This is a genomic window from Klebsiella sp. Sb-30 (assembly GCF_057652795.1).
On the sequence record NZ_CM172749.1, the window covers coordinates 2,394,648 to 2,416,915 of the forward strand.

Annotated in this window: 25 protein-coding genes; 8 read left to right on the top strand and 17 right to left on the bottom strand. The window is 55.2% G+C overall.

Going from position 1 to position 22,268, the window contains the following annotated elements; genetic code table 11:
- Nucleotides 1-4 precede the first annotated feature (4 nt).
- On the bottom strand, nucleotides 5-241 hold the full coding sequence (locus AC236I_RS11225) for a DUF1656 domain-containing protein (protein WP_004862692.1): 237 nt from the start codon (nucleotides 239-241) through the stop codon (nucleotides 5-7).
- A 172-nt stretch (nucleotides 242-413) separates the two neighbouring features.
- Here AC236I_RS11225 and slyA point away from each other — a divergent pair, with 172 nt between their 5' ends.
- Complete coding sequence (gene slyA, locus AC236I_RS11230) at nucleotides 414-854, top strand: transcriptional regulator SlyA (RefSeq protein WP_032687399.1); 441 nt, start codon at nucleotides 414-416, stop codon at nucleotides 852-854.
- A gap of 475 nt (nucleotides 855-1,329) precedes the next feature.
- Here the strand turns inward: slyA and slyB are convergent, their stop codons facing one another.
- Nucleotides 1,330-1,797, bottom strand: coding sequence for an outer membrane lipoprotein SlyB (slyB, locus tag AC236I_RS11235; RefSeq protein WP_004862684.1), 468 nt, complete (start codon nucleotides 1,795-1,797; stop codon nucleotides 1,330-1,332).
- A 267-nt stretch (nucleotides 1,798-2,064) separates the two neighbouring features.
- Here slyB and anmK point away from each other — a divergent pair, with 267 nt between their 5' ends.
- The 5 genes from anmK to pdxY all read left to right on the top strand — a co-directional run bounded on the left by anmK (nucleotide 2,065) and on the right by pdxY (nucleotide 6,758).
- Nucleotides 2,065-3,189 carry an anhydro-N-acetylmuramic acid kinase gene (gene anmK, locus AC236I_RS11240; RefSeq protein ID WP_032687401.1) on the top strand — a complete coding sequence of 375 codons (1,125 nt, stop codon included), beginning with the start codon at nucleotides 2,065-2,067 and terminating at the stop codon, nucleotides 3,187-3,189.
- Nucleotides 3,190-3,281: 92 nt separating this feature from the next.
- Nucleotides 3,282-3,605, top strand: a complete 324-nt coding sequence (mliC, locus tag AC236I_RS11245) for a C-type lysozyme inhibitor (protein ID WP_015584200.1) — start codon at nucleotides 3,282-3,284, stop codon at nucleotides 3,603-3,605.
- 57 nt (nucleotides 3,606-3,662) lie between these two features.
- Nucleotides 3,663-4,319, top strand: coding sequence for a pyridoxamine 5'-phosphate oxidase (gene pdxH / locus AC236I_RS11250; protein ID WP_015584201.1), 657 nt, complete (start codon nucleotides 3,663-3,665; stop codon nucleotides 4,317-4,319).
- Between the two features lie 242 nt (nucleotides 4,320-4,561).
- Nucleotides 4,562-5,836 carry a tyrosine--tRNA ligase gene (gene tyrS / locus AC236I_RS11255; protein WP_004862674.1) on the top strand — a complete coding sequence of 425 codons (1,275 nt, stop codon included), beginning with the start codon at nucleotides 4,562-4,564 and terminating at the stop codon, nucleotides 5,834-5,836.
- Between the two features lie 61 nt (nucleotides 5,837-5,897).
- A complete protein-coding gene (gene pdxY, locus AC236I_RS11260) occupies nucleotides 5,898-6,758 on the top strand; it encodes a pyridoxal kinase PdxY (RefSeq protein WP_487608802.1) in 861 nt (286 codons plus the stop codon).
- Nucleotides 6,759-6,804: 46 nt separating this feature from the next.
- Here the strand turns inward: pdxY and gstA are convergent, their stop codons facing one another.
- From gstA to blr, 13 genes are all read right to left on the bottom strand, one after another.
- Nucleotides 6,805-7,407: a glutathione transferase GstA gene (gstA, locus tag AC236I_RS11265; RefSeq protein WP_015584202.1), complete on the bottom strand. Its 603-nt coding sequence runs from the start codon at nucleotides 7,405-7,407 to the stop codon at nucleotides 6,805-6,807.
- Between the two features lie 105 nt (nucleotides 7,408-7,512).
- Nucleotides 7,513-9,018 carry a dipeptide/tripeptide permease DtpA gene (dtpA, locus tag AC236I_RS11270; RefSeq protein ID WP_015584203.1) on the bottom strand — a complete coding sequence of 502 codons (1,506 nt, stop codon included), beginning with the start codon at nucleotides 9,016-9,018 and terminating at the stop codon, nucleotides 7,513-7,515.
- A 600-nt stretch (nucleotides 9,019-9,618) separates the two neighbouring features.
- Complete coding sequence (gene nth / locus AC236I_RS11275; RefSeq protein WP_004862665.1) at nucleotides 9,619-10,254, bottom strand: endonuclease III; 636 nt, start codon at nucleotides 10,252-10,254, stop codon at nucleotides 9,619-9,621.
- Nucleotides 10,251-10,955, bottom strand: coding sequence for an electron transport complex subunit E (locus tag AC236I_RS11280; protein WP_048025228.1), 705 nt, complete (start codon nucleotides 10,953-10,955; stop codon nucleotides 10,251-10,253). The genes nth and AC236I_RS11280 overlap by 4 nt, the downstream gene beginning before the upstream one ends.
- 3 nt (nucleotides 10,956-10,958) lie before the next feature.
- The gene (rsxG, locus tag AC236I_RS11285; RefSeq protein WP_015584205.1) at nucleotides 10,959-11,579 is read right to left on the bottom strand and encodes an electron transport complex subunit RsxG; all 621 of its coding nucleotides are present in this window, start codon (nucleotides 11,577-11,579) and stop codon (nucleotides 10,959-10,961) included.
- A gap of 9 nt (nucleotides 11,580-11,588) precedes the next feature.
- Nucleotides 11,589-12,641, bottom strand: a complete 1,053-nt coding sequence (gene rsxD, locus AC236I_RS11290; protein WP_004862657.1) for an electron transport complex subunit RsxD — start codon at nucleotides 12,639-12,641, stop codon at nucleotides 11,589-11,591.
- Nucleotides 12,642-14,939, bottom strand: coding sequence for an electron transport complex subunit RsxC (gene rsxC, locus AC236I_RS11295; RefSeq protein WP_487608803.1), 2,298 nt, complete (start codon nucleotides 14,937-14,939; stop codon nucleotides 12,642-12,644).
- On the bottom strand, nucleotides 14,932-15,510 hold the full coding sequence (gene rsxB, locus AC236I_RS11300) for an electron transport complex subunit RsxB (protein ID WP_015584207.1): 579 nt from the start codon (nucleotides 15,508-15,510) through the stop codon (nucleotides 14,932-14,934). Before rsxB ends, rsxC begins: the two co-directional genes overlap by 8 nt.
- A gap of 1 nt (nucleotide 15,511) precedes the next feature.
- Nucleotides 15,512-16,093, bottom strand: coding sequence for an electron transport complex subunit RsxA (rsxA, locus tag AC236I_RS11305; RefSeq protein WP_004862649.1), 582 nt, complete (start codon nucleotides 16,091-16,093; stop codon nucleotides 15,512-15,514).
- A gap of 79 nt (nucleotides 16,094-16,172) precedes the next feature.
- Nucleotides 16,173-16,613 carry a DUF2569 domain-containing protein gene (locus tag AC236I_RS11310; protein WP_004862645.1) on the bottom strand — a complete coding sequence of 147 codons (441 nt, stop codon included), beginning with the start codon at nucleotides 16,611-16,613 and terminating at the stop codon, nucleotides 16,173-16,175.
- Between the two features lie 68 nt (nucleotides 16,614-16,681).
- Nucleotides 16,682-16,897, bottom strand: coding sequence for a transcription modulator YdgT (gene ydgT, locus AC236I_RS11315; protein WP_004862642.1), 216 nt, complete (start codon nucleotides 16,895-16,897; stop codon nucleotides 16,682-16,684).
- A 217-nt stretch (nucleotides 16,898-17,114) separates the two neighbouring features.
- Entirely contained in the window at nucleotides 17,115-18,485 is a 1,371-nt protein-coding gene (locus AC236I_RS11320; protein ID WP_004862640.1) for a GH1 family beta-glucosidase, read from the bottom strand.
- A 126-nt stretch (nucleotides 18,486-18,611) separates the two neighbouring features.
- Nucleotides 18,612-18,761 (bottom strand): division septum protein Blr, encoded by a 150-nt coding sequence (gene blr / locus AC236I_RS11325; protein ID WP_071824612.1) that lies wholly within the window; start codon nucleotides 18,759-18,761, stop codon nucleotides 18,612-18,614.
- A gap of 189 nt (nucleotides 18,762-18,950) precedes the next feature.
- Here blr and AC236I_RS11330 point away from each other — a divergent pair, with 189 nt between their 5' ends.
- On the top strand, nucleotides 18,951-19,991 hold the full coding sequence (locus AC236I_RS11330; protein ID WP_004862635.1) for an oxidoreductase: 1,041 nt from the start codon (nucleotides 18,951-18,953) through the stop codon (nucleotides 19,989-19,991).
- A 36-nt stretch (nucleotides 19,992-20,027) separates the two neighbouring features.
- Here AC236I_RS11330 and add read toward each other — a convergent pair whose 3' ends face one another.
- The gene (add, locus tag AC236I_RS11335; RefSeq protein ID WP_487608804.1) at nucleotides 20,028-21,029 is read right to left on the bottom strand and encodes an adenosine deaminase; all 1,002 of its coding nucleotides are present in this window, start codon (nucleotides 21,027-21,029) and stop codon (nucleotides 20,028-20,030) included.
- A gap of 49 nt (nucleotides 21,030-21,078) precedes the next feature.
- Complete coding sequence (locus AC236I_RS11340) at nucleotides 21,079-21,510, bottom strand: hypothetical protein (RefSeq protein ID WP_126509599.1); 432 nt, start codon at nucleotides 21,508-21,510, stop codon at nucleotides 21,079-21,081.
- Nucleotides 21,511-21,541: 31 nt separating this feature from the next.
- On the opposite strand from AC236I_RS11340, the gene AC236I_RS11345 reads away from it, so the two are divergent.
- Nucleotides 21,542-22,255, top strand: a complete 714-nt coding sequence (locus AC236I_RS11345; RefSeq protein WP_044351515.1) for a hypothetical protein — start codon at nucleotides 21,542-21,544, stop codon at nucleotides 22,253-22,255.
- Nucleotides 22,256-22,268: the final 13 nt, after the last annotated feature.

The window sequence follows — 22,268 nt, forward strand, 5'->3', positions numbered from 1 at the left end:
AACATTACCAGGCAGTCAGTAAAACCAGAGCCAGACACACAGAGAGTGCAAACAGGGACAGATCCATCAGCAAGGGATGCCAGATATCGCCGGCATACATCCAGTCTCGCAGCTGGCGGTGAATAACCAGCCAGATAAAAAATCCCAGCAATACGGCTTTAAACAAGGGGGGAAAGTAAATTGACGCACCGAATACCAGGTCCTGGAGCGCCAATCCGGAAGTGTTAAGACTCAGTTTCACAAGCAAAAATCCTTTGCCATTGCAGGGAGAATGTTCAGAGCATGCTACTATTACACATTGTAAATCATTGTTTTGAATTTGGTGTATCAGGTAATTCATTTGTTTTGATTATTCAAATGCTGCACACTATTCTAAAATCAGTATAATAACTTAGCAAGCTAATTATAAGGAGATGAAATTGGAATCGCCACTGGGTTCTGATCTGGCACGTTTAGTGCGCGTCTGGCGCGCGCTGATCGACCATCGCCTGAAACCTCTGGAGTTAACGCAGACCCATTGGGTCACGTTGCACAATATTCATCAGCTGCCTCCTGAGCAGTCGCAGATTCAACTGGCGAAAGCTATTGGTATCGAGCAACCCTCACTGGTGCGTACGCTGGATCAGCTGGAAGAGAAAGGGCTTATTTCTCGCCAGACTTGTGCAAACGACCGGCGCGCGAAACGAATCAGGTTAACGGAAAAAGCTGAGCCGCTGATCAACGAAATGGAAGAAGTGATCGGCAAGACGCGAGATGAGATTCTGTCTGGTGTGTCGGCAGAAGAGGTCGCTACGCTGCTCAATTTAATCCGTAAACTGGAACAAAATATCCTCGATCTTCAGGCAAAAGATTAATTTATTCAGGGCCCTGAGCATTCAAGGCCCTTTTTTTTATCTCCGGTTATGCGCTGCTTCAGTTAGCCACCTGATAACCTCGCCGTTCCTCGCCTGATACAGGGCGGCATCGGCTGGTTTATCGCCAGACGGAACCCTTCTGCCACCGTCAGTCTTCATAATAAGGCCCGGAATCAACGTATCTCCTCCATCAAAACAGCGCTGAATTTCTGCACGCCGGACGGAAGAATAATACGCATTGCCGTTGACAATAATTTCCATCTTTTAGGGCAGCGCAATAGGTGTGACAGGACAATATGACGAAGCCGTTATTCGTTAACGGTGAGCGGGAAGATGAGGTTGCCTGAGTACGCTATTTTTATCGTTAACCACGGCGCTGCTGAGTTGCAGTTTTCAGACGCTGGCGGACAAGGTTTTGATATTAACAACAGGGAAAAGCAGGGCGGCCATAAAGACCGCACTGAGAGGTTCAAACTTAACGTGGGGAAACGGTAACCTGGCTGCCGCTGCCGGCAATCGCCACGCGCTGACCGACAGAGAACGGCGTGGTACCCTGTTTCTGCACGACCAGGATGGTATTGCCGTCATCCTTACGGATTTCCAGCTCAACGCCCTGAGTTTTGTTCATTGCACCCTGTACGCCCTGGCCGGCTACGCCGCCGGCGACTGCGCCTGCTGCGGTTGCCAGAGAGCGGCCAGTACCGCCGCCGATGGTATTACCGAGGAACCCCCCCAGTACCGCACCACCGATAGCACCGATAGCATTGCTGTCATCACCGCTCTGGATCTGAACTGCACGGGTATGAACAATGGTCCCGTAGGTGACGCTTTGCACCTGTTTGGCTTCCGATGCGGAGTAAACGTCTCCGGAGAGGCCGCTGCTGCTCACGCAACCTGCAAGCGATAAACCAATCATCGAGACAGCCAAAACACGTAAAATCATTTATGAATCTCCTTCACCGAATAGTGTTCTGTTGAACGTCCATGCGTTCAATTATATGGCATTTCATCGTCGGCTGGCATACCTCCGGCATGGACTATACAAAAAATAATAATCCGTTCCTCTTCAACTTAACATAAACATAAGTTCTTTACGTAATGCGCAATCTTTCGCGCTTTAGTGTTAATAAACGTTAGTGCGCCGTAGCATTGCCCTCTTCTTTATGATGGAGTGTGAGGTATACGAGAGTCATGGAATGAAGGAAGACGTATGAAATCAGGTCACTTTATCGGCGTAATGTCCGGAACCAGCCTTGATGGCATTGATGTGGTTCTGGCGGCAATCAACGAAAGCGTAGTGGCGCAGCAGGCCAGTCTGTCGTACCCCATTCCGGTGGCAATAAAAGAGGATATTCTGGCTATCTGCCAGGGACAAACGCTGACGTTATCCCAGCTCGGTCAGCTGGATACGCGTCTGGGGCGCTTATTTGCCGATGCCGTGCTGGCCCTTATGCGTCAGGAGAATGTGCAGCCGACGGATATTGTCGCTATCGGTTGTCATGGGCAAACGGTATGGCATGAACCCACTGGCGAAGCGCCGAATACGCTGCAAATCGGGGATAACAACCAGATAGCGGCCCATACCGGCGTGACGGTGGTAGGGGATTTTCGGCGTCGTGATATGGCGCTAGGCGGTCAGGGAGCACCGCTGGTTCCTGCATTCCACCATGCGCTGTTGGCGCATCCCGTAGAACGGCGGATGGTGCTCAATATCGGCGGGATTGCCAACCTGTCGCTGTTGGCACCGGGCGTGCCGGTCCGCGGCTATGATACCGGGCCGGGTAATATGCTGATGGATGCGTGGATCTGGCGTCAGTGTGGTAAACCCTACGATAAAGACGCGCAGTGGGCCAGCGAAGGCAAGGTGCTGCTACCTCTGCTACAAAATATGCTCAGCGACCCGTGGTTTGCGCTCCCGGCGCCGAAAAGCACCGGACGTGAATATTTCAACTACGGCTGGCTGGAGCGCCATCTGGCTCGTTTCCAGGGGCTGCGTCCGCAGGATGTGCAGGCGACGCTGGCAGAACTGACGGCGGTGACCATCGCGGAACAGGTGCTGCTGAGCGGCGGCTGTGAACGTCTGCTGGTGTGCGGCGGCGGCGCGCGTAATCCGCTGCTGATGGCGCGGCTGGCAGCGCTGCTGCCAGGAACGGAGGTCTCCACAACCGATGCGGCTGGCATCAGCGGCGATGATATGGAAGCGCTGGCGTTTGCCTGGCTGGCATGGCGGACGATGTCCGGCCTCCCCGGTAATCTCCCGTCGGTCACCGGCGCTTGTGAAGCCACTGTGCTCGGGGCCATCTTCCCCGCAAACCGACCGCAGAATCAGAGTTAACTGAAACACCTATTTTTTATTAACCGGTAAACTGGATGAAGTTAACGGGGGGCGATTTGCCCTCCTGGACTGGGAAAGTCGAAGGCAAACGAATGAAAAAAATCCTTATCGCGGTAGTACCCTTTATGCTCGCAGGCTGTAGCTACTATAACCAGTTTGTGGAGCGGATGCAGACGGATACCCTGGAGTATCAGTGCGATCAGAAACCGCTGACCGTGCACATCAACAATACCCGTCAGATTGCCAGCTTTATCTATGACAATCAGCAGTTGAATCTGGCGCAGGGGCTTTCGGCATCAGGGGCGCGCTACACCGACGGCGTGTATGTCTTCTGGTCGAAAGGCGACAGCGCCACCGTTTACAAGCGCGATCGCGTTGTGCTGGAAAACTGTCAGCTGCAGACGCCCAAACGTTGAGATTTCCGTCCCGGGGGCGCACAATGACGCCACCCGATGACTATTTTCTCCATTGCCATGTCTGATAACGACGAATTGCAGCAAATCGCGCATCTGCGCCGAGAGTATACCCGTGGCGGCCTTCGCCGCCGCGATCTTCCCGCTGAACCGCTGACTTTATTTGAGCGTTGGCTCAGACAAGCCTGCGACGCCCGGCTGGCCGACCCGACGGCAATGGTCGTCGCGACCGTTGACGAAAACGGTCAGCCTTACCAGCGAATTGTTCTGCTCAAGCACTATGACGAAAAAGGGCTGGTGTTTTATACCAACCTCGGAAGCCGCAAAGCCCACCAGATCGAAAACAATCCTCGCGTGAGTCTGCTTTTTCCGTGGCACATGCTGGAGCGTCAGGTGATGGTGACTGGCAAGGCGGAGCGCCTGTCAACGCTGGAAGTGGTGAAGTATTTCCACAGCCGCCCGCGCGACAGCCAGATCGGCGCGTGGGTCTCGCAACAGTCAACCCGCATCTCAGCCCGCGGCATCCTGGAAAGTAAGTTCCTGGAGCTGAAACAGAAATTCCAGCAAGGCGAAGTACCGCTGCCGAGCTTCTGGGGCGGATTCCGCGTGAATATTGAGCAGATGGAGTTCTGGCAGGGCGGTGAACACCGTCTGCACGATCGTTTTTTATACCAGCGCGACAACAGCGCATGGAAAATCGATCGTCTGGCCCCGTAATCCCTGAAATTTGTTGTGTTAAGCGCTGGTGCTGGATGGGCTGGCGCTTTATTCTATAGACTTCATTTTTCAAGCTGCGTCTTTGTTGGCTGTGCCGGCTTATTCCGGTCGTTTGCTTGCGTAAGTCTCCGTACTTGCCGCCTTGAGGCAGCTTGAATGATTTTGCATAGATGTTTTTTTTTCGCGTCTGGCGAAAAGTCGTGTACCGGCAAAGGTGCAGTCGTTTATACATGGAGAATTTGATGGCAAGCAGTAACTTGATTAAACAATTGCAAGAGCGGGGGCTGGTAGCCCAGGTGACGGACGAGGAAGCGTTAGCAGAGCGACTGGCGCAAGGCCCGATCGCGCTCTATTGCGGCTTCGATCCAACCGCTGACAGCTTGCATTTGGGGCATCTTGTTCCATTGTTATGCCTGAAACGCTTTCAGCAGGCAGGCCATAAGCCTGTGGCGCTGGTGGGGGGAGCAACCGGTCTGATTGGTGACCCGAGCTTTAAAGCCGCCGAGCGTAAACTGAACACCGAAGATACCGTGCAGGAGTGGGTCGATAAAATTCGCAAACAGGTCGCGCCGTTCCTCGACTTTGATTGCGGTGACAACTCGGCCATTGCCGCGAATAACTACGACTGGTTTGGCAGCATGAACGTGCTGACCTTCCTGCGTGATATCGGCAAGCACTTCTCCGTAAACCAGATGATCAACAAAGAAGCGGTTAAGCAGCGTCTGAACCGCGACGATCAGGGCATCTCATTTACCGAGTTCTCCTATAACCTGCTGCAGGGTTACGACTTCGCGTGTCTGAACAAGCTGCATGGCGTGGCGCTGCAGATTGGCGGTTCCGATCAGTGGGGCAATATCACCTCCGGCATCGACCTGACCCGTCGTCTGCACCAGAACCAGGTGTTTGGTCTGACCGTTCCGCTGATCACCAAAGCCGATGGCACCAAATTTGGTAAGACCGAAGGCGGCGCGGTATGGCTGGATCCGAAAAAGACCAGCCCGTACAAATTCTACCAGTTCTGGATCAACACCGCGGATGCTGACGTTTATCGCTTCCTGAAGTTCTTCACCTTTATGGACATTGCCGAGATCAATGCGCTGGAAGAGGAAGATAAAAACAGCGGTAAGGCCCCGCGCGCGCAGTACGTGCTGGCCGAACAGGTCACTCGTCTGGTACATGGTGAAGAAGGGCTGGTGGCGGCAAAACGCATTACCGAAAGCCTGTTTAACGGCAATCTGAGCGACCTGAGCGAAGCCGACTTCGAACAGCTGGCGCAGGATGGCGTGCCGATGATTGAACTGGAAAAAGACGCCGACCTGATGCAGGCGCTGGTGGATTCTGAGCTGCAGCCATCGCGTGGCCAGGCGCGTAAGACAATCGCCTCCAACGCCGTCACCATCAACGGTGAAAAACAGTCTGACCCGGAATATGTATTTAATGACGGCGATCGTCTGTTTGGTCGCTACACCTTACTGCGTCGCGGTAAGAAAAATTACTGTCTGGTCTGCTGGAAGTAATTGCGTAAAGGCAGGGGCGTGGGAAACCACGCCCCTTATTTTTTGCTGTCAGGTATCCAAGATGAAGAACATCCTCGCCATCCAGTCCCACGTTGTATTTGGTCACGCCGGCAACAGTGCCGCAGAGTTTCCGATGCGCCGCCTTGGCGCAAACGTCTGGCCCCTTAACACCGTTCAGTTCTCCAACCATACGCAGTACGGGAAATGGACCGGTTGCGTGATGCCGCCTGCGCATCTGACCGAGATCGTTCAGGGGATTGCTGATATTAATCAGCTGCAGCGCTGTGATGCGGTACTGAGTGGCTATCTGGGCTCCGCCGAACAGGGAGAGCATATTCTCGGTATCGTGCGTCAGGTCAAAGCGGCCAATCCGGCGGCGAAATATTTCTGCGACCCGGTGATGGGACACCCTGAAAAAGGCTGCATCGTCGCACCCGGCGTGGCGGAGTTTCACGTCCGCCATGCGCTGCCGGCGAGCGACATCATTGCCCCCAACCTGATTGAGCTGGAAATCCTCTGCGGTCATCCGGTGACGAACGTTGCGCAAGCCGTCTTAGCCGCGCGCGAGCTGATTGCGCAGGGCCCGCAGATTGTGCTGGTTAAGCATCTTGCCCGCGCCGGGCTGAGTATGGACCGGTTCGAAATGCTGCTGGTGACGGCTGATGAAGCCTGGCATATCAGTCGCCCGCTGGTGGACTTTGGTCTGCGTCAGCCGGTTGGCGTCGGCGATGTTACCAGCGGACTGCTGCTGGTTAAACTGCTGCAGGGGGCCCAGCTTCGCGATGCGCTGGAACATGTGACCGCCGCGGTGTATGAAATTATGCTGGCCACGAAAAATATGCAGGAGTACGAGCTGCAGGTGGTGGCCGCCCAGGATCGTATTGCCCAGCCGGAGCACTACTTCAGCGCCACGCAGCTGTAACCGAAGAACTGCCCGGCCTCGCAGCCGGGCAGAGGATGTCAGGGGATTAAACTCCTTCCGCCGCCAGCGCCGCGGCTACCGATGGACGAGCGGCCACGTGTTTCATCCAGGCCTCGATATTGCTGTAACCGGTCATATCCAGCTTCACGGCCCACGCCCAGCGCAGTACGGTAAACAGGTAGCCATCAGCGATGGTGAAACGATGCCCGCTCAGCCACTGCTTCTCCTTCAGCGACTCATCAATGTAATGCAGCTTCTTCTCCAGCTGCGCGCGCGCGATCGGTTTGTAATCTTCCGGCGTGTCCGGGCGGAATAGCGGCGTAAAGCCTTTATGCAGCTCCGTCGCGACGTAGTTTAGCCACTCCAGTGTCTGATAGCGCGCAATGGTGCCCACCGGCGCCAGCAGCTGGCGATCCGGCACCCGATCGGCAATGTATTGCATGATGGCGACGCCTTCTGTAAGCAGGATCTCGTCGTCAAGTAGCAGCGCCGGAACCTGTCCCTTCGGGTTGATCCGCAGATAATCCTCCCCGTTTTCCAGGCGCTTCTTCTGCAGGTCGACGCCTTGTAAGGTGAAGTCCAGTCCGCTTTCGCGCAGGGCGATATGTGATGCAAGGGAACAGGCGCCGGGTTTGTAGAACAGTTTCATCAGTAACTCCTCGTGGCTGCAGTTTTCTGTATGTTAGCCCAGGGGTAAAAAAAAAGCCGCTAACAAAACGTTAGCGGCCTAAATTTATTGGTTTTCCCGAAGCGCTTAAGCGGTTGCCGTATCGCGAGCTTTGCTCAGTGAGTCGTCATCCTGGGTCATGCGGTTCAGTTTCGGCGCGATAGCAAACATCAGCACGGCGATAACTGCGGTAGCAATACCAATCTGCAGGAAGACATGGCCATAGACGGCAAGAGACTGCAGCGGGTCGGTCACGTTCTCCGGTACCGCCATCAGGTTGGCGACTTTACCGGCGATGATAGCGGCACCTGCGGTAGTCAGGAACCAGCTGCCCATGATAAAGCCCATCAGGCGCTGTGGTACCAGCTGTGCCACCATCGCCAGACCCAGACCGGAAATCATCAGCTCACCGATACTCTGCAGCGCGTAGCTCAGAATCAGCCAGTTAACGGAGACGATACCGGCGTCGGTTGCAAATTTGGCGCCCAGCGGCAGGACGAGGAAGGCCAGCGAGCAGAGCACCATGCCAATCGCAAATTTGTGCGGCATCGGCAGACGGTCGCCCATCTTGTTATAGATAGCGGCCAGAATCGGGCTGCCGATCATAATCCAGAACGGGTTCAGCGCCTGGAACTGTTCAGGCTGGAAGCTAATGCCCAGAATGGCGTGCTCAACGTTGCGGATAGCAAAGAAGTTCAGTGACGTCGGCATCTGGCTGTAGAGGACGAAGAAGACGATCGCCTGAACCATCAGAATGAAGGCCACAATCATCTTACGACGCGCAGCACCTTTCATCGCAATCGCTTCTTTAGCAAAAATAATCACGATACCCAGAGCCACCACGCCAAGCACCATGCGGGCAATGCCCTGGTTGTGCAGCAGCCAGGTCGCAATCACCACCAGCACGACCACGCCGACGATGGTCGCCAGCAGTTTACCGAAGTGTACCGGGGCAAAGTCAGGCTTCGAACCGTAGTTTTTTACCCATTTTTTGCAGAACATGAAGTTCACCAGGGTAATCAGCATCCCGACGAAGCTCAGAGAGAAGGCGATGCTCCAGCCGAATTTCGCCGCCAGCCACGGGGTAGCCAGCATCGAGAAGAAGGAACCGATGTTGATGGACATGTAGTACATCGTAAATGCGCCATCAAGACGCGGGTCATCTTTCTCATAGCAGGTCGAGAGCAGGGAAGACGGGTTAGCCTTAAACAGGCCGTTACCGACGGCGATGGTCGCCATACCCATATAAACGATAGCCGCGTCATGTCCGGAATACGCCACCAGGGCGTAGCCGATAGCGAGGACGATAGTCCCCAGCATAATCACGCGCTTAGTACCGAGCACTTTATCGCCCAGCCAGCCGCCGATAGCCACGAGGCCATAAACCAGCGCGCTGAAGGAGGAGAAGAGAGTAATAGAATCCGCTTCTGACATACCCAGCTGTTTGACCAGGTAAACGGCCATGATCCCTTGCAGGCCGTAATAACCAAAACGCTCCCATAATTCGATCGAGAAGATCAGATAGAACGATTTCGGTTGTTTGAAAGCGTTCAGACTCACGCTTTCTGCTGGTTTATTGTTTGCAGTTGACACATATACCTCTTTTTTTACATCCCATATTAACGGGGGGTGTTCGGGGCGCAATCTGATAAGACCGCCGCCTTTATAGTTATTCTGGAGGGAAAACGGGAAGTAATGTTCACTATCCTGGCCGTTCAGGCAAGCGTTTTGTAATACTCTGTTACATATATCTTAAGCGTTATAATACGCCAGTCATTCAAATGTTATACAGAGTTAAATTTCACCTTTTACACATTGGTGATATTTTTATCTGTCGAGACCGGAATGGAATCGGATAATGGCGATATATTCTGCTGATAAGCCTTGAACATAGTGATATAGCCCATAATCCTAAAAAATGATGGGGTATTGTCCTGGTGAGTGGTGCTCTGGTATTGGAAATACTGGCTTTCTTTATCATTGCGACAACAATAATTTAACATTAAGTTGCGTGGATGATCTGGATCACAAATGTATAGAAATTTTTTCACCACAAAAAATGATTAACCTGGATGAACGTTATATAGACGGTTAATTGTCCTGTAGAGCGCAGAAATAGTGGCGTTAAAGCTAAGGGAATGGCGGGAAGAACAGAACCATTACCACAAGCAGGGTAATGGTTCTGCCAGAATGTTATGCGTAGACTTTTTCTTTAAACTCGCACAGATCTTCAATCAGGCAGGAGCCGCAGCGAGGTTTGCGCGCAATACAGGTATAGCGGCCGTGGAGAATAAGCCAGTGGTGGCAGTCGACTTTAAATTCGGCGGGAACGACCTTTAGCAGCTTTTCCTCCACCTGTTCAACGTTCTTCCCTGGGGCAAATTGTGTCCGATTGCAAACGCGAAAAATATGCGTATCCACGGCAATCGTCGGCCAGCCGAACGCGGTATTCAGTACCACGTTGGCGGTTTTACGTCCCACGCCGGGAAGGGCTTCCAGCGCCGCCCTGTCCTCGGGAACCTCGCCATTGTGCTGCTCAAGCAGAATCCGGCAGGTTTTAATGACATTTTCAGCTTTGCTGTTAAATAACCCGATAGTTTTGATATACGCTTTGACGCCATCAACACCCAGCGCCAGCATGGCTGCCGGCGTATTGGCCACCGGATAGAGCTTTGCCGTGGCTTTATTCACGCTGACGTCGGTCGCCTGCGCCGAGAGTAGTACGGCTATCAGTAATTCGAACGGGGAGCTGAAATTCAGTTCCGTTGTGGGGTGCGGGTCGTTATCCCGCAGTCGGGTCAGTATTTCCAGACGTTTGCTCTTATTCATCCCAGACTTTCCCTGTGCGCATCAACTGGCGTGGCTTGATTCGCTTCAGCTGCTTTCGCTTTACGTTGCTTAGTTCGTTCGTCAATCAGGTATTTCACCGCCAGCATCATCCCTAAACCGATAAAGGCGCCCGGCGGCAGCATCGCCAGCAGGAACGGCGTATCGGTGTGGAATACTTCGATACGCAGCACTTTCGCCCAGCTACCCAGCAGGCTATCGGCCCCATCAAACAGCGTCCCGTTGCCGAGGATTTCTCGCAGCGAACCGAGCACAAACATCGCGCAGGTCGCCCCCATACCAATGGAGAAACCATCCAGCGCCGACAGTGCCGGCCCTTTTTTGGCAGCGAACGCTTCGGCACGACCGACCACGATGCAGTTGGTTACAATTAGCGGAATAAAAATTCCCAGAGACTGATACAGACCAAATGCATAGGCGTTAATCAGCATCTGTACGACGCTCACGACCGAAGCGATGATCATGACATAAATCGGTATACGAATTTCAGCCGGTGTCCAGCGGCGCAGGCTGGAGATTGTCAGGTTGGTCAGCGTCAGCACCAGGGTTGTCGCCAGTCCCAGCCCTAACGCATTGGTGGCGGTAGAGGTCACGGCGAGCAGGGGGCACATGCCTAACAGTTGGACCAGCGCGGAGTTGTTTTTCCACAACCCCTGAACAATAACGTCTTTGACTTCGCTCATGGCTTACTCTCCACAGGACGTGAGTTCGGGAATCTGTGCGGGCAGCGTTTGCGCGTACAGGCCGGCACGCTTAACGGCGTTGACTACCGCGCGTGGGGTAATAGTGGCGCCGGTGAACTGATCGAAATCACCGCCGTCTTTTTTCACGGCAAAGTGGCTGTCGCCGGAACCATGAATGACTTTGCCCGCAAAGTGGGTTATCCAGTCCGACAGACGGAGTTCAATTTTGTCGCCAAGGCCGGGCGTCTCATGATGCTCCGTTACGCGGGTGCCAAGAACGGTGCCTTTGAAGTCGGCGGCAACCAGCAGCTGAATCGCACCGGAGTAACCATCGGGGGCGGTCGCTTCCATCACCACTCCGACCGGAGCATCGTTATTTTTGGCAATCCAGATCTTATGCTGACCTTTACCGAGCGGTGGCGCGGTGACCAGATAGCAGCTCTGCAGCAAATCGTTATTATAGCGGTCCGCAGGCAAAACCTGATTGAACAGCGCTTTTTGCTGGGTCGCCGCCTGCTCAGCAATCGTCGATTTTGTCAGCTCATTGATGGCCGCGGTTAACCCGGTAGAGCCGGCGGCAAAGAGCGCCAGCGTAATGCCGTGTTTGCGCATGCTTTTTAACATCATCGGTCCTCAGCGGTGGCCATAGACGCGCGGGCGCGTGTAGTAGTCGATTAACGGAACGGTAATGTTCGCCAGCAGCACGGCAAAAGCCACTCCGTCAGGATAACCGCCAAAGCTGCGGATGAGCCACACCAGCAGACCCGCGAGGGCGCCGAATATCAGGCGGCCGCGGTTGGTGGTGGAGGCGGTAACCGGATCCGTTAAAATAAAGAATGCGCCGAGCATGGTCGCGCCGGAAAGCAGATGAATCTGCGGGGCCGCGAAGCTCTGCGGTGAAAACAGCCAGCCCAGGGTGGCGCAGAGGGTCAGGCTAAGCAGGAAGCTCAGCGGGATATGCCAGCGAATAGTCTTCTGCCAGAGTAAAAACAGACCGCCGACCAGATAGGCGATATTGACCCACTGCCAGCCAAGACCGGCCAGCGTGCCGCCGTAGATCGGGTACTGCAGGATCTCCTTCACCGCATGACCGGCATGCAGTGACGTTTTAAACGTATCCAGCGGCGTAGCCTGGCTGATGCCATCGATCCCCAGCCGCAGGGCGTTCATATCGTTGCCGCTGGCGGTGTGGCCGCTAAAAATAACCTGCAGGGCGTCGGTGAAGCCCGGAACGGTGGCCGCAATTTCATGCGGCGGCAGCCAGGAAGTCATCTGCACCGGGAATGAGATCAGAAGCACAACATAGCCAATCATCGCCGGGTTAAACGGGTTGTGGCCCAGCCCCCCGTACAGCTGCTTGGCAATAATAACGGCAAAGGCGGTACCCAAAACGACCAGCCACCAGGGAGCCAGCGGCGGAATACTAATGGCCAGCAGCAGACCGGTCAGCAGCGCGGAGTTATCGGCAAGCGTGGCGGCAATATTCTGTTTCCGCAACCTGAGGATGGCGGCTTCTGTCGCCCAGGCCGTGAGGGAGGCGAGGACGAGCTGCACCACGGTTCCCCAGCCAAAAAACCAGGTCTGAACCGCGATGCCGGGTACGGCTGCGAGCAGAACCAGCAGCATAATCCGTGAGGTCTGACGCTGGTTGTGGGTATAAGGAGAGCTTGCGATTCTGAAAACCATTTATTCCTCGTTAACTGCCTGCCGGGATGCTTTCCTGGCCTGAACGCGGGCGATTGCTTCGGCGACCGCGGCTTTGCGCGGATCGTCGTTGGCGGCTGACTGGGTCATCTCTTGCTGCCCGGCCTTGCGGGCCTTCGCGCGGGCGATAGCCGCTTCAACGGCCGCTTTGCGCGGGTCGATGGCTTCGGTTGCCGGCTGAACGTCAGCCGGTGCGGCGGCCTGCTGCTCAGCCTTGCGGGCCTTCGCGCGGGCGATAGCCGCTTCAACGGCGGCTTTGCGCGGGTCGACGGCTTCGGTTGCAGGCTGAACGTCAGCCGGTGCGGCGGCCTGCTGCTCAGCCTTGCGGGCCTTCGCGCGGGCGATAGCCGCTTCAACGGCCGCTTTACGCGGGTCGACGACTTCGGCGGCGGGCTGAAGGTCAGCCGGTGCGGCGGCCTGCTGCTCAGCCTTGCGGGCCTTCGCGCGGGCGATAGCCGCTTCAACGGCCGCTTTACGCGGGTCGACGACTTCGGCGGCGGGCTGAAGGTCAGCCGGTGCGGCGGCCTGCTGCTCAGCCTTGCGGGCCTTCGCGCGGGCGATAGCCGCTTCAACGGCCGCTTTACGCGGGTCAACGGCTTCGGCGGCGGGCTGAACGTGAGCCTCGGTCGCAAGTTGCCCCGTATCCTGATCCTGCAGCGCCAGTTTGCGGGCACGGGCTTCGGCTTTACGAGCTTCGCGGGCGGCGATCGCTTCACTGTTATCCGGTTTCGCGCCGGCCTGGACTACGATCGGCTGGGCGGCATCGCGTTGTTTTTCGCGAACCCGGGCCAGCGCCGCGTTAATCGCCGCATGATCTTTCGCGGCCGGTTGAACAGCAGACTGTTTGTGGCGCTCCAGGCGTGCGGCTTTGTCCCGTTCCAGGCGAGCCTGGCGGGCCTCAAAGCGGGCTTTGGCCTCCGCTGCACGCTTTTCTTCCTGACGGATAGCCGTAATCTCGGCCTTTTCCTGACGGAAATATTGTACCAGCGGAATATTACTCGGACAGACCCAGGCGCAGGCGCCGCATTCGATGCAGTCGGCCAGGTTATGGGCGGTGGCTTTATCGTGCTGCTGGCCTTTGCTGAACCAGTACAGCTGCTGCGGCAGCAGATCGGCCGGACAGGCGTCCGCACAGGCGCTGCAGCGAATACACCCTTTCTCTTCCTCGGGGTCGCCCATTTCGCTTGCCGATGGCGCCAGCAGGCAGTTGGTGATTTTGACCACCGGAACGTCAAGCCACGGCAGGGTGAACCCCATCAGCGGGCCGCCCATAATGACCATCTGTTCGGCGCTCGGGCAGAAGCCGGCATCTTCCAGCAGATGGCGAACCGGCGTTCCCAGTCGCGCCCACACGTTGCCAGGACGGGTAACCGCCTCGCCGGTGAGGGTGACAACGCGCTCGGTCAGCGGCTCACCGTCGATCACCGCACGTTTAACCGCATAGGCGGTACCGACGTTTTGCATCAGCACGCCGATGTCCGACGAGCGCCCGCCGTGGGGAACCTGTTTGCCGGTGAGGATCTGCGTCAGCTGCTTCGCGCCGCCGGACGGGTATTTGGTGGGAATCACCCGCAGTTCGATACCGTGAGCATCGGCAAGGACTGCCCGCATCATCGAGATGGCCTGCGGTTTATTATCCTCAATACCGATCAGCACCTGGCGCGGCTGTAAAATATGGGCCAGGATGCGGATGCCGGCGATAATTTGCGCTGCGCAATCCTGCATCAGGCGATCGTCGGCGGTAATATAGGGTTCGCATTCAGCGGCGTTAATAATCAGGGTTTCAATTTTGTCGCCGCCGCCGCGTAATTTGCTGCCGGTCGGGAATCCCGCGCCGCCCAGCCCGGCCACGCCGAACTGGTGAATACGCTCGATGAGCTCTTCACGGGTTTTGTTTGCGTAATCACTCCAGCCGTCGCGCTCAATCCACCGGTCTTCACCGTCGGCATCGATAATGACGCTCATCTCGGCGAGGGCGGAAGGGTGAGCGGTCGAGTGCGGCGCGATGGCGCTGACGGTACCGGAGGTCGGGGCATGAACCGGCAACATTCGTCCCCAGCCGCGGGTCAGCGGCTGACCACGCAGTACGCGATCGCCAGGCCGCACGCAGAGCTCACCTTCAGCGCCGATATGCTGTTTTAACGGGATCACAAACTGCTGCGGCAGGGAAACCTGGCGCAGCGGCGTGCCGTTAGACTGGCTTTTCATTTCAGGCGGGTGAATACCGCCGTTGAAGTCCCAGACTTTATCTTTTCTGAACGCGGAAAATAGCTTAAACATGTTGTTCCACAGGAATATTGCGTACTGGAATAGTGTGCAGGTCCCACTTCCAGTTTTCAGTGGTCGTCGCGACAGGAACCATTTCAATACATTGCGTCGGGCAGGGCGCGACGCAAAGATTACAGCCGGTACAAAGATCGCTCATCACGGTGTGCATTGCGCGAGTTGCGCCGACAATCGCATCAACCGGGCAGGCCTGGATACACTTTGTGCAGCCGATACAGTTATTTTCGTCAATGACCGCGAGCATGCGTGCAGGCTCGAGTTGTTGTTCATCGCCATCGATGGGCTGCGGGTCGACGTTCAGCAGGGCGGCAATTTTTAGCATCACCGCTTCGCCGCCAGGGGCGCAGCGGTTGATTTTCTCACCCTGAGTGCCGACGGCCTCGGCATAAGGACGACAGCCGGGGTAGCCGCATTGTCCACACTGACTCTGCGGAAGAAGCTCATCGACTTTTTCAACAACGGGATCATCTTCTACTTCAAACCGACGGGAGGCGTATCCCAGAATCACGCCAAAAATGAGCCCCAACAGGCTAATGGCGATCACGGCTATCCAGACTGCACTCATATTACAACTTCACCAAACCACTAAAGCCCATAAATGCCAGCGACATTAAACCCGCAGTAACCAGGGCAATGGCATTACCACGAAACGGCGCAGGCACATCTGCAACCACCAGCCGTTCGCGAATAGCGGCGAACAGCACCATCACCAGCGAGAAACCGACCGCGGCGGCAAAACCGTAGAGCGCGGACTGCAAGAAGTTATGCCCGAGGTTAATATTCAGCAGCGCGACGCCGAGCACCGCACAGTTGGTAGTGATCAGCGGTAAGAAAATACCCAGCAGTCGATACAGGGCAGGGCTGGTTTTACGCACCACCATCTCGGTGAACTGCACCACTACCGCGATAACCAGGATAAAAGCCAGGGTCCGCAGGTAGATCAGGTTAAGCGGGATAAGAATCCAGGTATCAATCAGCCAGGCGCAAATTGAGGCCAGCGTCATCACAAAGGTGGTGGCCAGCCCCATCCCCATTGCGGTTTCCAGTTTTTTGGAAACCCCCATAAACGGGCACAGTCCAAGAAACTTCACCAGCACGAAGTTGTTCACAAGGACAGTACCAATAAAGAGCAGTAAATAATCAGCCATCAACTCGACCTGAAAACAGAAAAAGCCGCCTATTATCGAATAAATCGATACCGGCGACAACAGGTTAACTGTGGGGTTATTACGAATTCACGAAGGTTCGCTTAACCCGTGCGGAACGTTTGAAATAGGGGACCAACAGCGCCGCGGCAAGAAGCGGAAACAGCAGCTGGCGCAAGGCCATCGCGTCTGAAATGGGTGAAAAAGCAAAGGCCTTTATCGCCAGCAGCAGAGAGATGAGCAGCCAGATAATATAGTGCTTTGGTACGATGCTTCGCCGTTTGAAAAACGCAATGGTCAGCCACAGGGTATAGTACCACATGGCGAGGGCGAACAGCAGCGACCCCACCCAAAGCAGGAGGTGCCCGGCGCTCATTTCCGCCAGCAGGGCGTAGGTCCGGGAGCTCATCAACGCATTAGCAAAGATCAACAGCGACAGCGAAGTGCTAAGCAGAGCAACCAGTAGCCATGCGAGCGGTGCCAGCAGCCACCCGCCGATACGTTCTGCAGAGTGAGAAGACATGATTTCTCCCGGATTCAATCAAAATAAAGAGCGGGAGTATAAGCAACTGGCATGGCTGAGAACAGTTTTTATTGCACATAACGCCAGACGGATTTCGGAACCTGCCCGACATCGAACAATTTACCGCCAGAAACCAGCTCTGCCCGGCGGTGATCGGCTGCGCGATACATGTTGACGATTTCCGTGGTGTCGGTCAGGGAATAGTTAAGATGGTCAAAAAGTTTTTCAAGGCTTTCAAGGGAACTGATTTTACGGAATTTTAATAAGTAGTCCTGAACGGTCATTTGCGGTTCCATTTTATAATCGGAATAAACAAGTCGAATATTAACAACTGTCGGTAAACCAACTTTCAACAAACGGTGCCTTCTTAACGGGCCGGATGAAATTATTTAGGTTGTAAATACTAAAGACAAGAAATGATTTCATTCCTGGGGTAGTCAAAAGAAATTTAAGAATATTCTAGGGCTAAATCAGGCGCCGGGCGGCGCCTGGGAGAGAAGATTAACGCTGTTTGCCCCGGCTGGCAATAACGTTTTGATACCAAAAAAAGCTCTTTTTCCGTTTACGGGCGAGCCCTTGCTGATGATCGACATACACAAAACCGTATTGTTTTTGGTAACCGTTCAGCCAGCTCAGCAGATCAATAAACGACCACGGATAATAACCGCGGACATCGGCCCCCGCCTCAAGGGCTTTTTCCAGCGCATTAATATGGCTGCTAAGATAGTCGATGCGCGGATCGTCAACGACTTCGCCATCAATAATCGGATCTTTCGCGCCTAAACCATTTTCGGTGATGTAAATGGGAATATCGCCATAGCGTGCTTTGATCATCATTATGCCGTCGGTTAACCCCTGCGGCCAAATCTCCCAGCCCCATTCGGTATAGGTGCTCTGCGGGTTACGCACGAAATAAAACAGACCTTCGACGCCCGGTTCACCGCCGCTGGGACCCTCCTGAGGTCGGGCTGAGACGGTTTCACGGCGATAATAGTTGAGTCCAATAAAATCGCAGCGGTTGTCACGCAGCAGCGCGTCATCGCCGGGAGCAAACTGCGGAACACCCCACAGGGTCTGGGTCTGCTGCAAAAGCGACTCGGGGTAATGGCCTTTTAACACCGGATCGTATAGCCAGTGCGTATGTATTGCGTCCGCCATGTCGCTGGCCTGGCGATCTTCTGCGCTGTCGGTGAGCGGCGTATGCGGCTGCAGGACATTAACGAACCCAATCTCACCCTTGATACCGCTTTGGCGAAACTGTTTAACCGCCAGCGCGTGGGCAATAAAAACGTGATGACAGGCCTGGATAGCGCGCGCCGGATCGCGTACCGCCGGCGGATGACAGCCGTTAATATAGCCGTGACCGATGAACACAATGGTTTCGTTGAAGGTTGCCCACAGCTTCACCCGGGAACCGTAGCGCGCGTAACACAGGCGGGCATACTCGGCGAACGCTTCGGCGGTGCTTCGTGCTTCCCAGCCCCCTTCATCCTGCAGCGCCTGCGGCAGATCCCAATGATAGAGCGTAATCATCGGCTCGATATTGTGAGCCAGCAGCTCATCGATCAAATCGCTATAAAACCGGACGCCCGCTTCGTTAACTTCGCCACGGCCGAGAGGCAGCAGGCGAGGCCAGGAGATAGAGAAACGGTAGCTTTGCAGGCCCATTTCGGCCATCAGGGCAACGTCTTCGCGAAAACGATGATAGTGATCGACGGCGACGTCACCATTGGTGTTCTCGAATGTCGCGCCGGGCTGATGGGCGTATATGTCCCAGATTGACGGGCCTTTACCGTCGGCATCGTGACCGCCTTCAACCTGATAGGCTGCGGTGGCGGCGCCCCAAAGAAAATGTTGCGGAAATGCGGCCATGAAAAACTCCTTATCGAATGATAAAGAGAGTGTAGTGAATGCGTTTATCGCTGTGCAACCGGTTTCTGAAACCGGTTGCACACTTGCGAAGTGGGTCACTGTTTAGCGTCAGCAGAGGCTGACAGGCTAATGGGGCAGCGAGGTCGTTTGCACAACATTAGCTGGAGGCGGGGATTGGTAGTTATCAATGTGGTGAGCGATAACCAAAAGCAGGGCTGAGACGCCAAATACAACCCAACCAATAAGTTCTACAATTCGGTTAAAAACGTTTGCCATAATCCTGAAATTAAAAGTTAAAACAGGAGTAAATGTTACTAAATGGGGAGAGTAACGCAAGGGCTGGCGGAAGAGTATTATCACCATTGCTGTAAAGGTGAACGCTTGAGAAGCATAAGCAAAGCTAATAAATCAATTGAAGCTTATAGTTATCAGAGGGCAAAAATCCTTGAATGAGAGGGCAGCAAGATGAGTGACACTATCCGGGTGGGGATGATTGGCTACGGATATGCGAGTAAAACTTTCCATGCGCCGTTAATCAGCGGTACGCCGGGAATGACGCTGGCCGCGGTGTCCAGTAGCGATGAAAAGAAAGTCCAGGCCGACTGGCCTCTGGTGAACGTGGTGGCTGAACCCGCAGGCTTACTGAGCAACCCCGATATTGATTTGATCGTCATCGCTACGCCAAACGATACCCATTTCCCGCTGGCGAAAGCGGCGCTGGAAGCGGGTAAGCATGTGGTCGTGGATAAACCTTTTACCGTGACACTGTCACAGGCGAGAGAGCTGGAGGCCGTGGCCAGACGCTGCGGCAGACTGCTGTCCGTTTTTCATAACCGCCGCTGGGATAGCGATTTTCTGACGCTGAAATCGCTGATTCATGAAGGGCTGCTCGGCGAGGTAGGTTACGTCGAATCGCACTTCGATCGCTATCGTCCAGAGGTGCGTAACCGCTGGCGCGAACAGGGCGGCCCGGGAAGCGGAATCTGGTACGATCTGGGGCCGCACCTTCTTGATCAGGTCGTCAATTTATTTGGCCTGCCGGTCAGTATGACCGTTGATTTGGCGCAGCTGCGTCCGGGCGCCCAGGCTACCGACTATTTCCACGCCGTGTTGGCTTATCCCCAGCGCCGGGTCGTGTTGCACGGTACGCTGCTGGCGGCAGCAGAAACCGCGCGATATATCGTTCACGGATCCCGGGCAAGCTATGTCAAATATGGGCTGGATCCGCAGGAGGAGCGGCTGAAAAATGGCGAGCGGTTGCCGCAGGAAGACTGGGGATACGATATGCGCGACGGGGTGCTGACGCGGGTTGAAGGGGACGCTCGCACGACGGAAAACTGGCTCACTCTGCCGGGCAACTACCCGGCTTACTATGCCGCCATTCGCGACACCCTGAATGGCAGCGGCGAAAATCCGGTGCCAGCCAGCCAGGCGATTCAGATTATGGAGTTGATTGAGCTCGGTCTGGAGTCGGCGAAACATCGCGCCACCCTGAGTCTGATCTAGAGTCTTTGCCCGGCAGCGAGGCCGCCGGGCTGAGGGTCAGGCCTGCTGAACGCGCTGAATCAGCGCCGCTTTTTCCTGGTTGCTGAGAAACGCCAGTTCCAGACCATTAATTTGCGCCTGGCGAATCTGCTCGCGACTCAGGCCTGCTGCCGGCGCGGCCACGGTGTATTCGTGAATGATGTCGATACCTTGTACCGCCGGGTCGTCGGTATTAATGGATGCCAGAACGCCGTGTTCAAGGAACGTTTTGAGCGGATGCTCTGCCAGAGATGCCACGGTGCTGGTCTGGATATTGGAGGTCAGGCAGGACTCAATACCGATACGCTGCTGCGCAAGATAATCCATCAGAGCCGGATCCTGGACCGCTTTTACGCCATGTCCGATACGCTCTGCTCCTAGTTCTCGTATAGCCTGCCAGATGCTTTCCGGACCGGCCGCTTCGCCGGCGTGCACGGTAATACACCAGCCGGCATCGCGAGCGAGGGTAAAGTGTTCCATAAACAGATTGCCCGGGAAACCGAGCTCATCCCCCGCCAGATCCAGGGCGGTGATCGCGTCGCGGTGGGCAAGCAGCGCGTCCAGCTCTTGCTGGCAGGCCGCTTCACCGAATGTCCGGCTCAGAATACCAATCAGACGGGTTTCGACATTAAAATCGCGGCTGCCTTCGCGTACGCCGGCAATCACGGCTTCAACCACGCCGTCGACCGGCAGCTGGTGGGTCATGGCCATATAGCGCGGGGAAAAACGCAGCTCAACGTAGTGGAGACCATTGCGTGCCGCATCCTCGACGTTTTCATAAGCCACGCGACGACAGGCTTCCAGCGAGGCCAGAACTTTTACCCCCCAGTCCAGTTTGGCGAGGAAGCTGACCAGATCGGGTTCATTACTGGTGACCTGTACATGGGGGATCAGCGTGTCGAGTGAGGTTGCCGGAAGGGTGATATTGAACTGGCGGCCAAGATCGAGAATGGTTTGGGCACGAATATTGCCGTCAAGGTGGCGGTGAATGTCGGTTAATGGCAAAGTTAAATCAATCATGGTCGCACTCATTTTTTAGTTAAAGTGCACGTCATTATACAGCAATTCTTTAACTCTTTAAAAGCATTGAAAAAATCCAGTGGATACAATCATCTGTAAGAGCCGCGATCGGTTTTGAACCTACATCACGAGAGTCTCCTGGCCCGAACAGGATCCCCGGCAAACTTGCGGGCGGTGGGCCGGGCGGCGGGCGATTATCCTGTCGACTAAACTTAGCCAGCAGGCCGGCATAGGATGCGGGACGTTGCGTGAGGGAGAGGGCGTCTAAGGAATCCGGGGCGTTCACGATAGAGATGCAAAGAAAGCCATTCGATTCCAGCAGCAGACTCTCGCATCGCGTGGGCAAACGTGGCAGATAGCCGTTGCGAAGATCGATAAACTGTGAGCCAGAGGGGCGTTGTTTCAACTCAGATAAAATAAAGTTAACCGGGTTAACCCGGTTAAAGCAGATTTTTTCATTCACGGCAACGGCGTACGCCAATGCTTCATCCTATGCATGATGACAATTTAAGATGAAAGTGATTCACCTGGATAGCGTTTATCAATCAACGAACGAGAAGACCCAGGCGACCTGGCTGGAAAACGAGGGTATCGGTAGCATTCGCGAGACGCCGGACTATGACCCAACAAAGCTGGCGCTTGCAACGGGCATACGGCCCACAATGCCTGCTCAAATACAGCAGCTTTTCAATAAACTAAACGATCTGGTGCGCGACGACGTACTGGCGGACAGGTTGCCGGAAGCGTGTTTTCATTTTACCTTTTTACCGTTGACTCTCCCGCTATACGCTGAAAACGAGGTCCTTCCCGAAAAGATTTCGCAATTAGGTGAAATGTGGGCTGACTATCAGGCCCGACGTATTACGGTCAGAGAATTGCGTTTGGTTGCCCTGCCTGGCCAGCTATTGCTTGCCGGGATTCCGGATGAGGCGGCGGTTGCGATGCGCCACGCATTTTGTCAGAAAGTTCTGGCATCACCCTGGAAACAAGAACTGCTTGCCCGGCATGCTGCTACGCCGCTTCCGGCCCCTTTCTGGCACAGTACGCTATTGCGCTACCAAGCCCGTTTTCTGCCCGCACACTTGCGACGATACTTCCAGCAGAATCAGGCGCGGCGCTTTGGTACGGTTTCAGGAGAACTCAAGCTCGTCAAAGTGAACTACAACTGGGCGCGCTGTGATTTTGTTCATCTCCAGAACCCGGACATCGGTTACCGACATCCCTGAGAGACGGCACAGG

Bases quoted from the DNA above. Each gene is read 5' to 3' on its own strand.
- rsxG (WP_015584205.1), bottom strand. From the start codon at position 11,579: ATGTTAAAAAGCATGCGCAAACACGGCATTACGCTGGCGCTCTTTGCC.
- AC236I_RS11310 (WP_004862645.1), bottom strand. From the start codon at position 16,613: ATGTCTTCTCACTCTGCAGAACGTATCGGCGGGTGGCTGCTGGCACCG.
- add (WP_487608804.1), bottom strand. From the start codon at position 21,029: ATGATTGATTTAACTTTGCCATTAACCGACATTCACCGCCACCTTGAC.
- ydgT (WP_004862642.1), bottom strand. From the start codon at position 16,897: ATGACCGTTCAGGACTACTTATTAAAATTCCGTAAAATCAGTTCCCTT.
- gstA (WP_015584202.1), bottom strand. From the start codon at position 7,407: ATGAAACTGTTCTACAAACCCGGCGCCTGTTCCCTTGCATCACATATC.
- rsxA (WP_004862649.1), bottom strand. From the start codon at position 16,093: ATGGCTGATTATTTACTGCTCTTTATTGGTACTGTCCTTGTGAACAAC.
- rsxB (WP_015584207.1), bottom strand. From the start codon at position 15,510: ATGAGTGCAGTCTGGATAGCCGTGATCGCCATTAGCCTGTTGGGGCTC.
- rsxC (WP_487608803.1), bottom strand. From the start codon at position 14,939: ATGTTTAAGCTATTTTCCGCGTTCAGAAAAGATAAAGTCTGGGACTTC.
- slyA (WP_032687399.1), top strand. From the start codon at position 414: ATGAAATTGGAATCGCCACTGGGTTCTGATCTGGCACGTTTAGTGCGC.
- tyrS (WP_004862674.1), top strand. From the start codon at position 4,562: ATGGCAAGCAGTAACTTGATTAAACAATTGCAAGAGCGGGGGCTGGTA.
- pdxY (WP_487608802.1), top strand. From the start codon at position 5,898: ATGAAGAACATCCTCGCCATCCAGTCCCACGTTGTATTTGGTCACGCC.
- AC236I_RS11280 (WP_048025228.1), bottom strand. From the start codon at position 10,955: ATGAGCGAAGTCAAAGACGTTATTGTTCAGGGGTTGTGGAAAAACAAC.
- blr (WP_071824612.1), bottom strand. From the start codon at position 18,761: ATGGCAAACGTTTTTAACCGAATTGTAGAACTTATTGGTTGGGTTGTA.
- rsxD (WP_004862657.1), bottom strand. From the start codon at position 12,641: ATGGTTTTCAGAATCGCAAGCTCTCCTTATACCCACAACCAGCGTCAG.
- AC236I_RS11320 (WP_004862640.1), bottom strand. From the start codon at position 18,485: ATGGCCGCATTTCCGCAACATTTTCTTTGGGGCGCCGCCACCGCAGCC.
- AC236I_RS11345 (WP_044351515.1), top strand. From the start codon at position 21,542: ATGAAAGTGATTCACCTGGATAGCGTTTATCAATCAACGAACGAGAAG.
- slyB (WP_004862684.1), bottom strand. From the start codon at position 1,797: ATGATTTTACGTGTTTTGGCTGTCTCGATGATTGGTTTATCGCTTGCA.
- AC236I_RS11330 (WP_004862635.1), top strand. From the start codon at position 18,951: ATGAGTGACACTATCCGGGTGGGGATGATTGGCTACGGATATGCGAGT.
- mliC (WP_015584200.1), top strand. From the start codon at position 3,282: ATGAAAAAAATCCTTATCGCGGTAGTACCCTTTATGCTCGCAGGCTGT.
- pdxH (WP_015584201.1), top strand. From the start codon at position 3,663: ATGTCTGATAACGACGAATTGCAGCAAATCGCGCATCTGCGCCGAGAG.
- nth (WP_004862665.1), bottom strand. From the start codon at position 10,254: ATGAATAAGAGCAAACGTCTGGAAATACTGACCCGACTGCGGGATAAC.
- anmK (WP_032687401.1), top strand. From the start codon at position 2,065: ATGAAATCAGGTCACTTTATCGGCGTAATGTCCGGAACCAGCCTTGAT.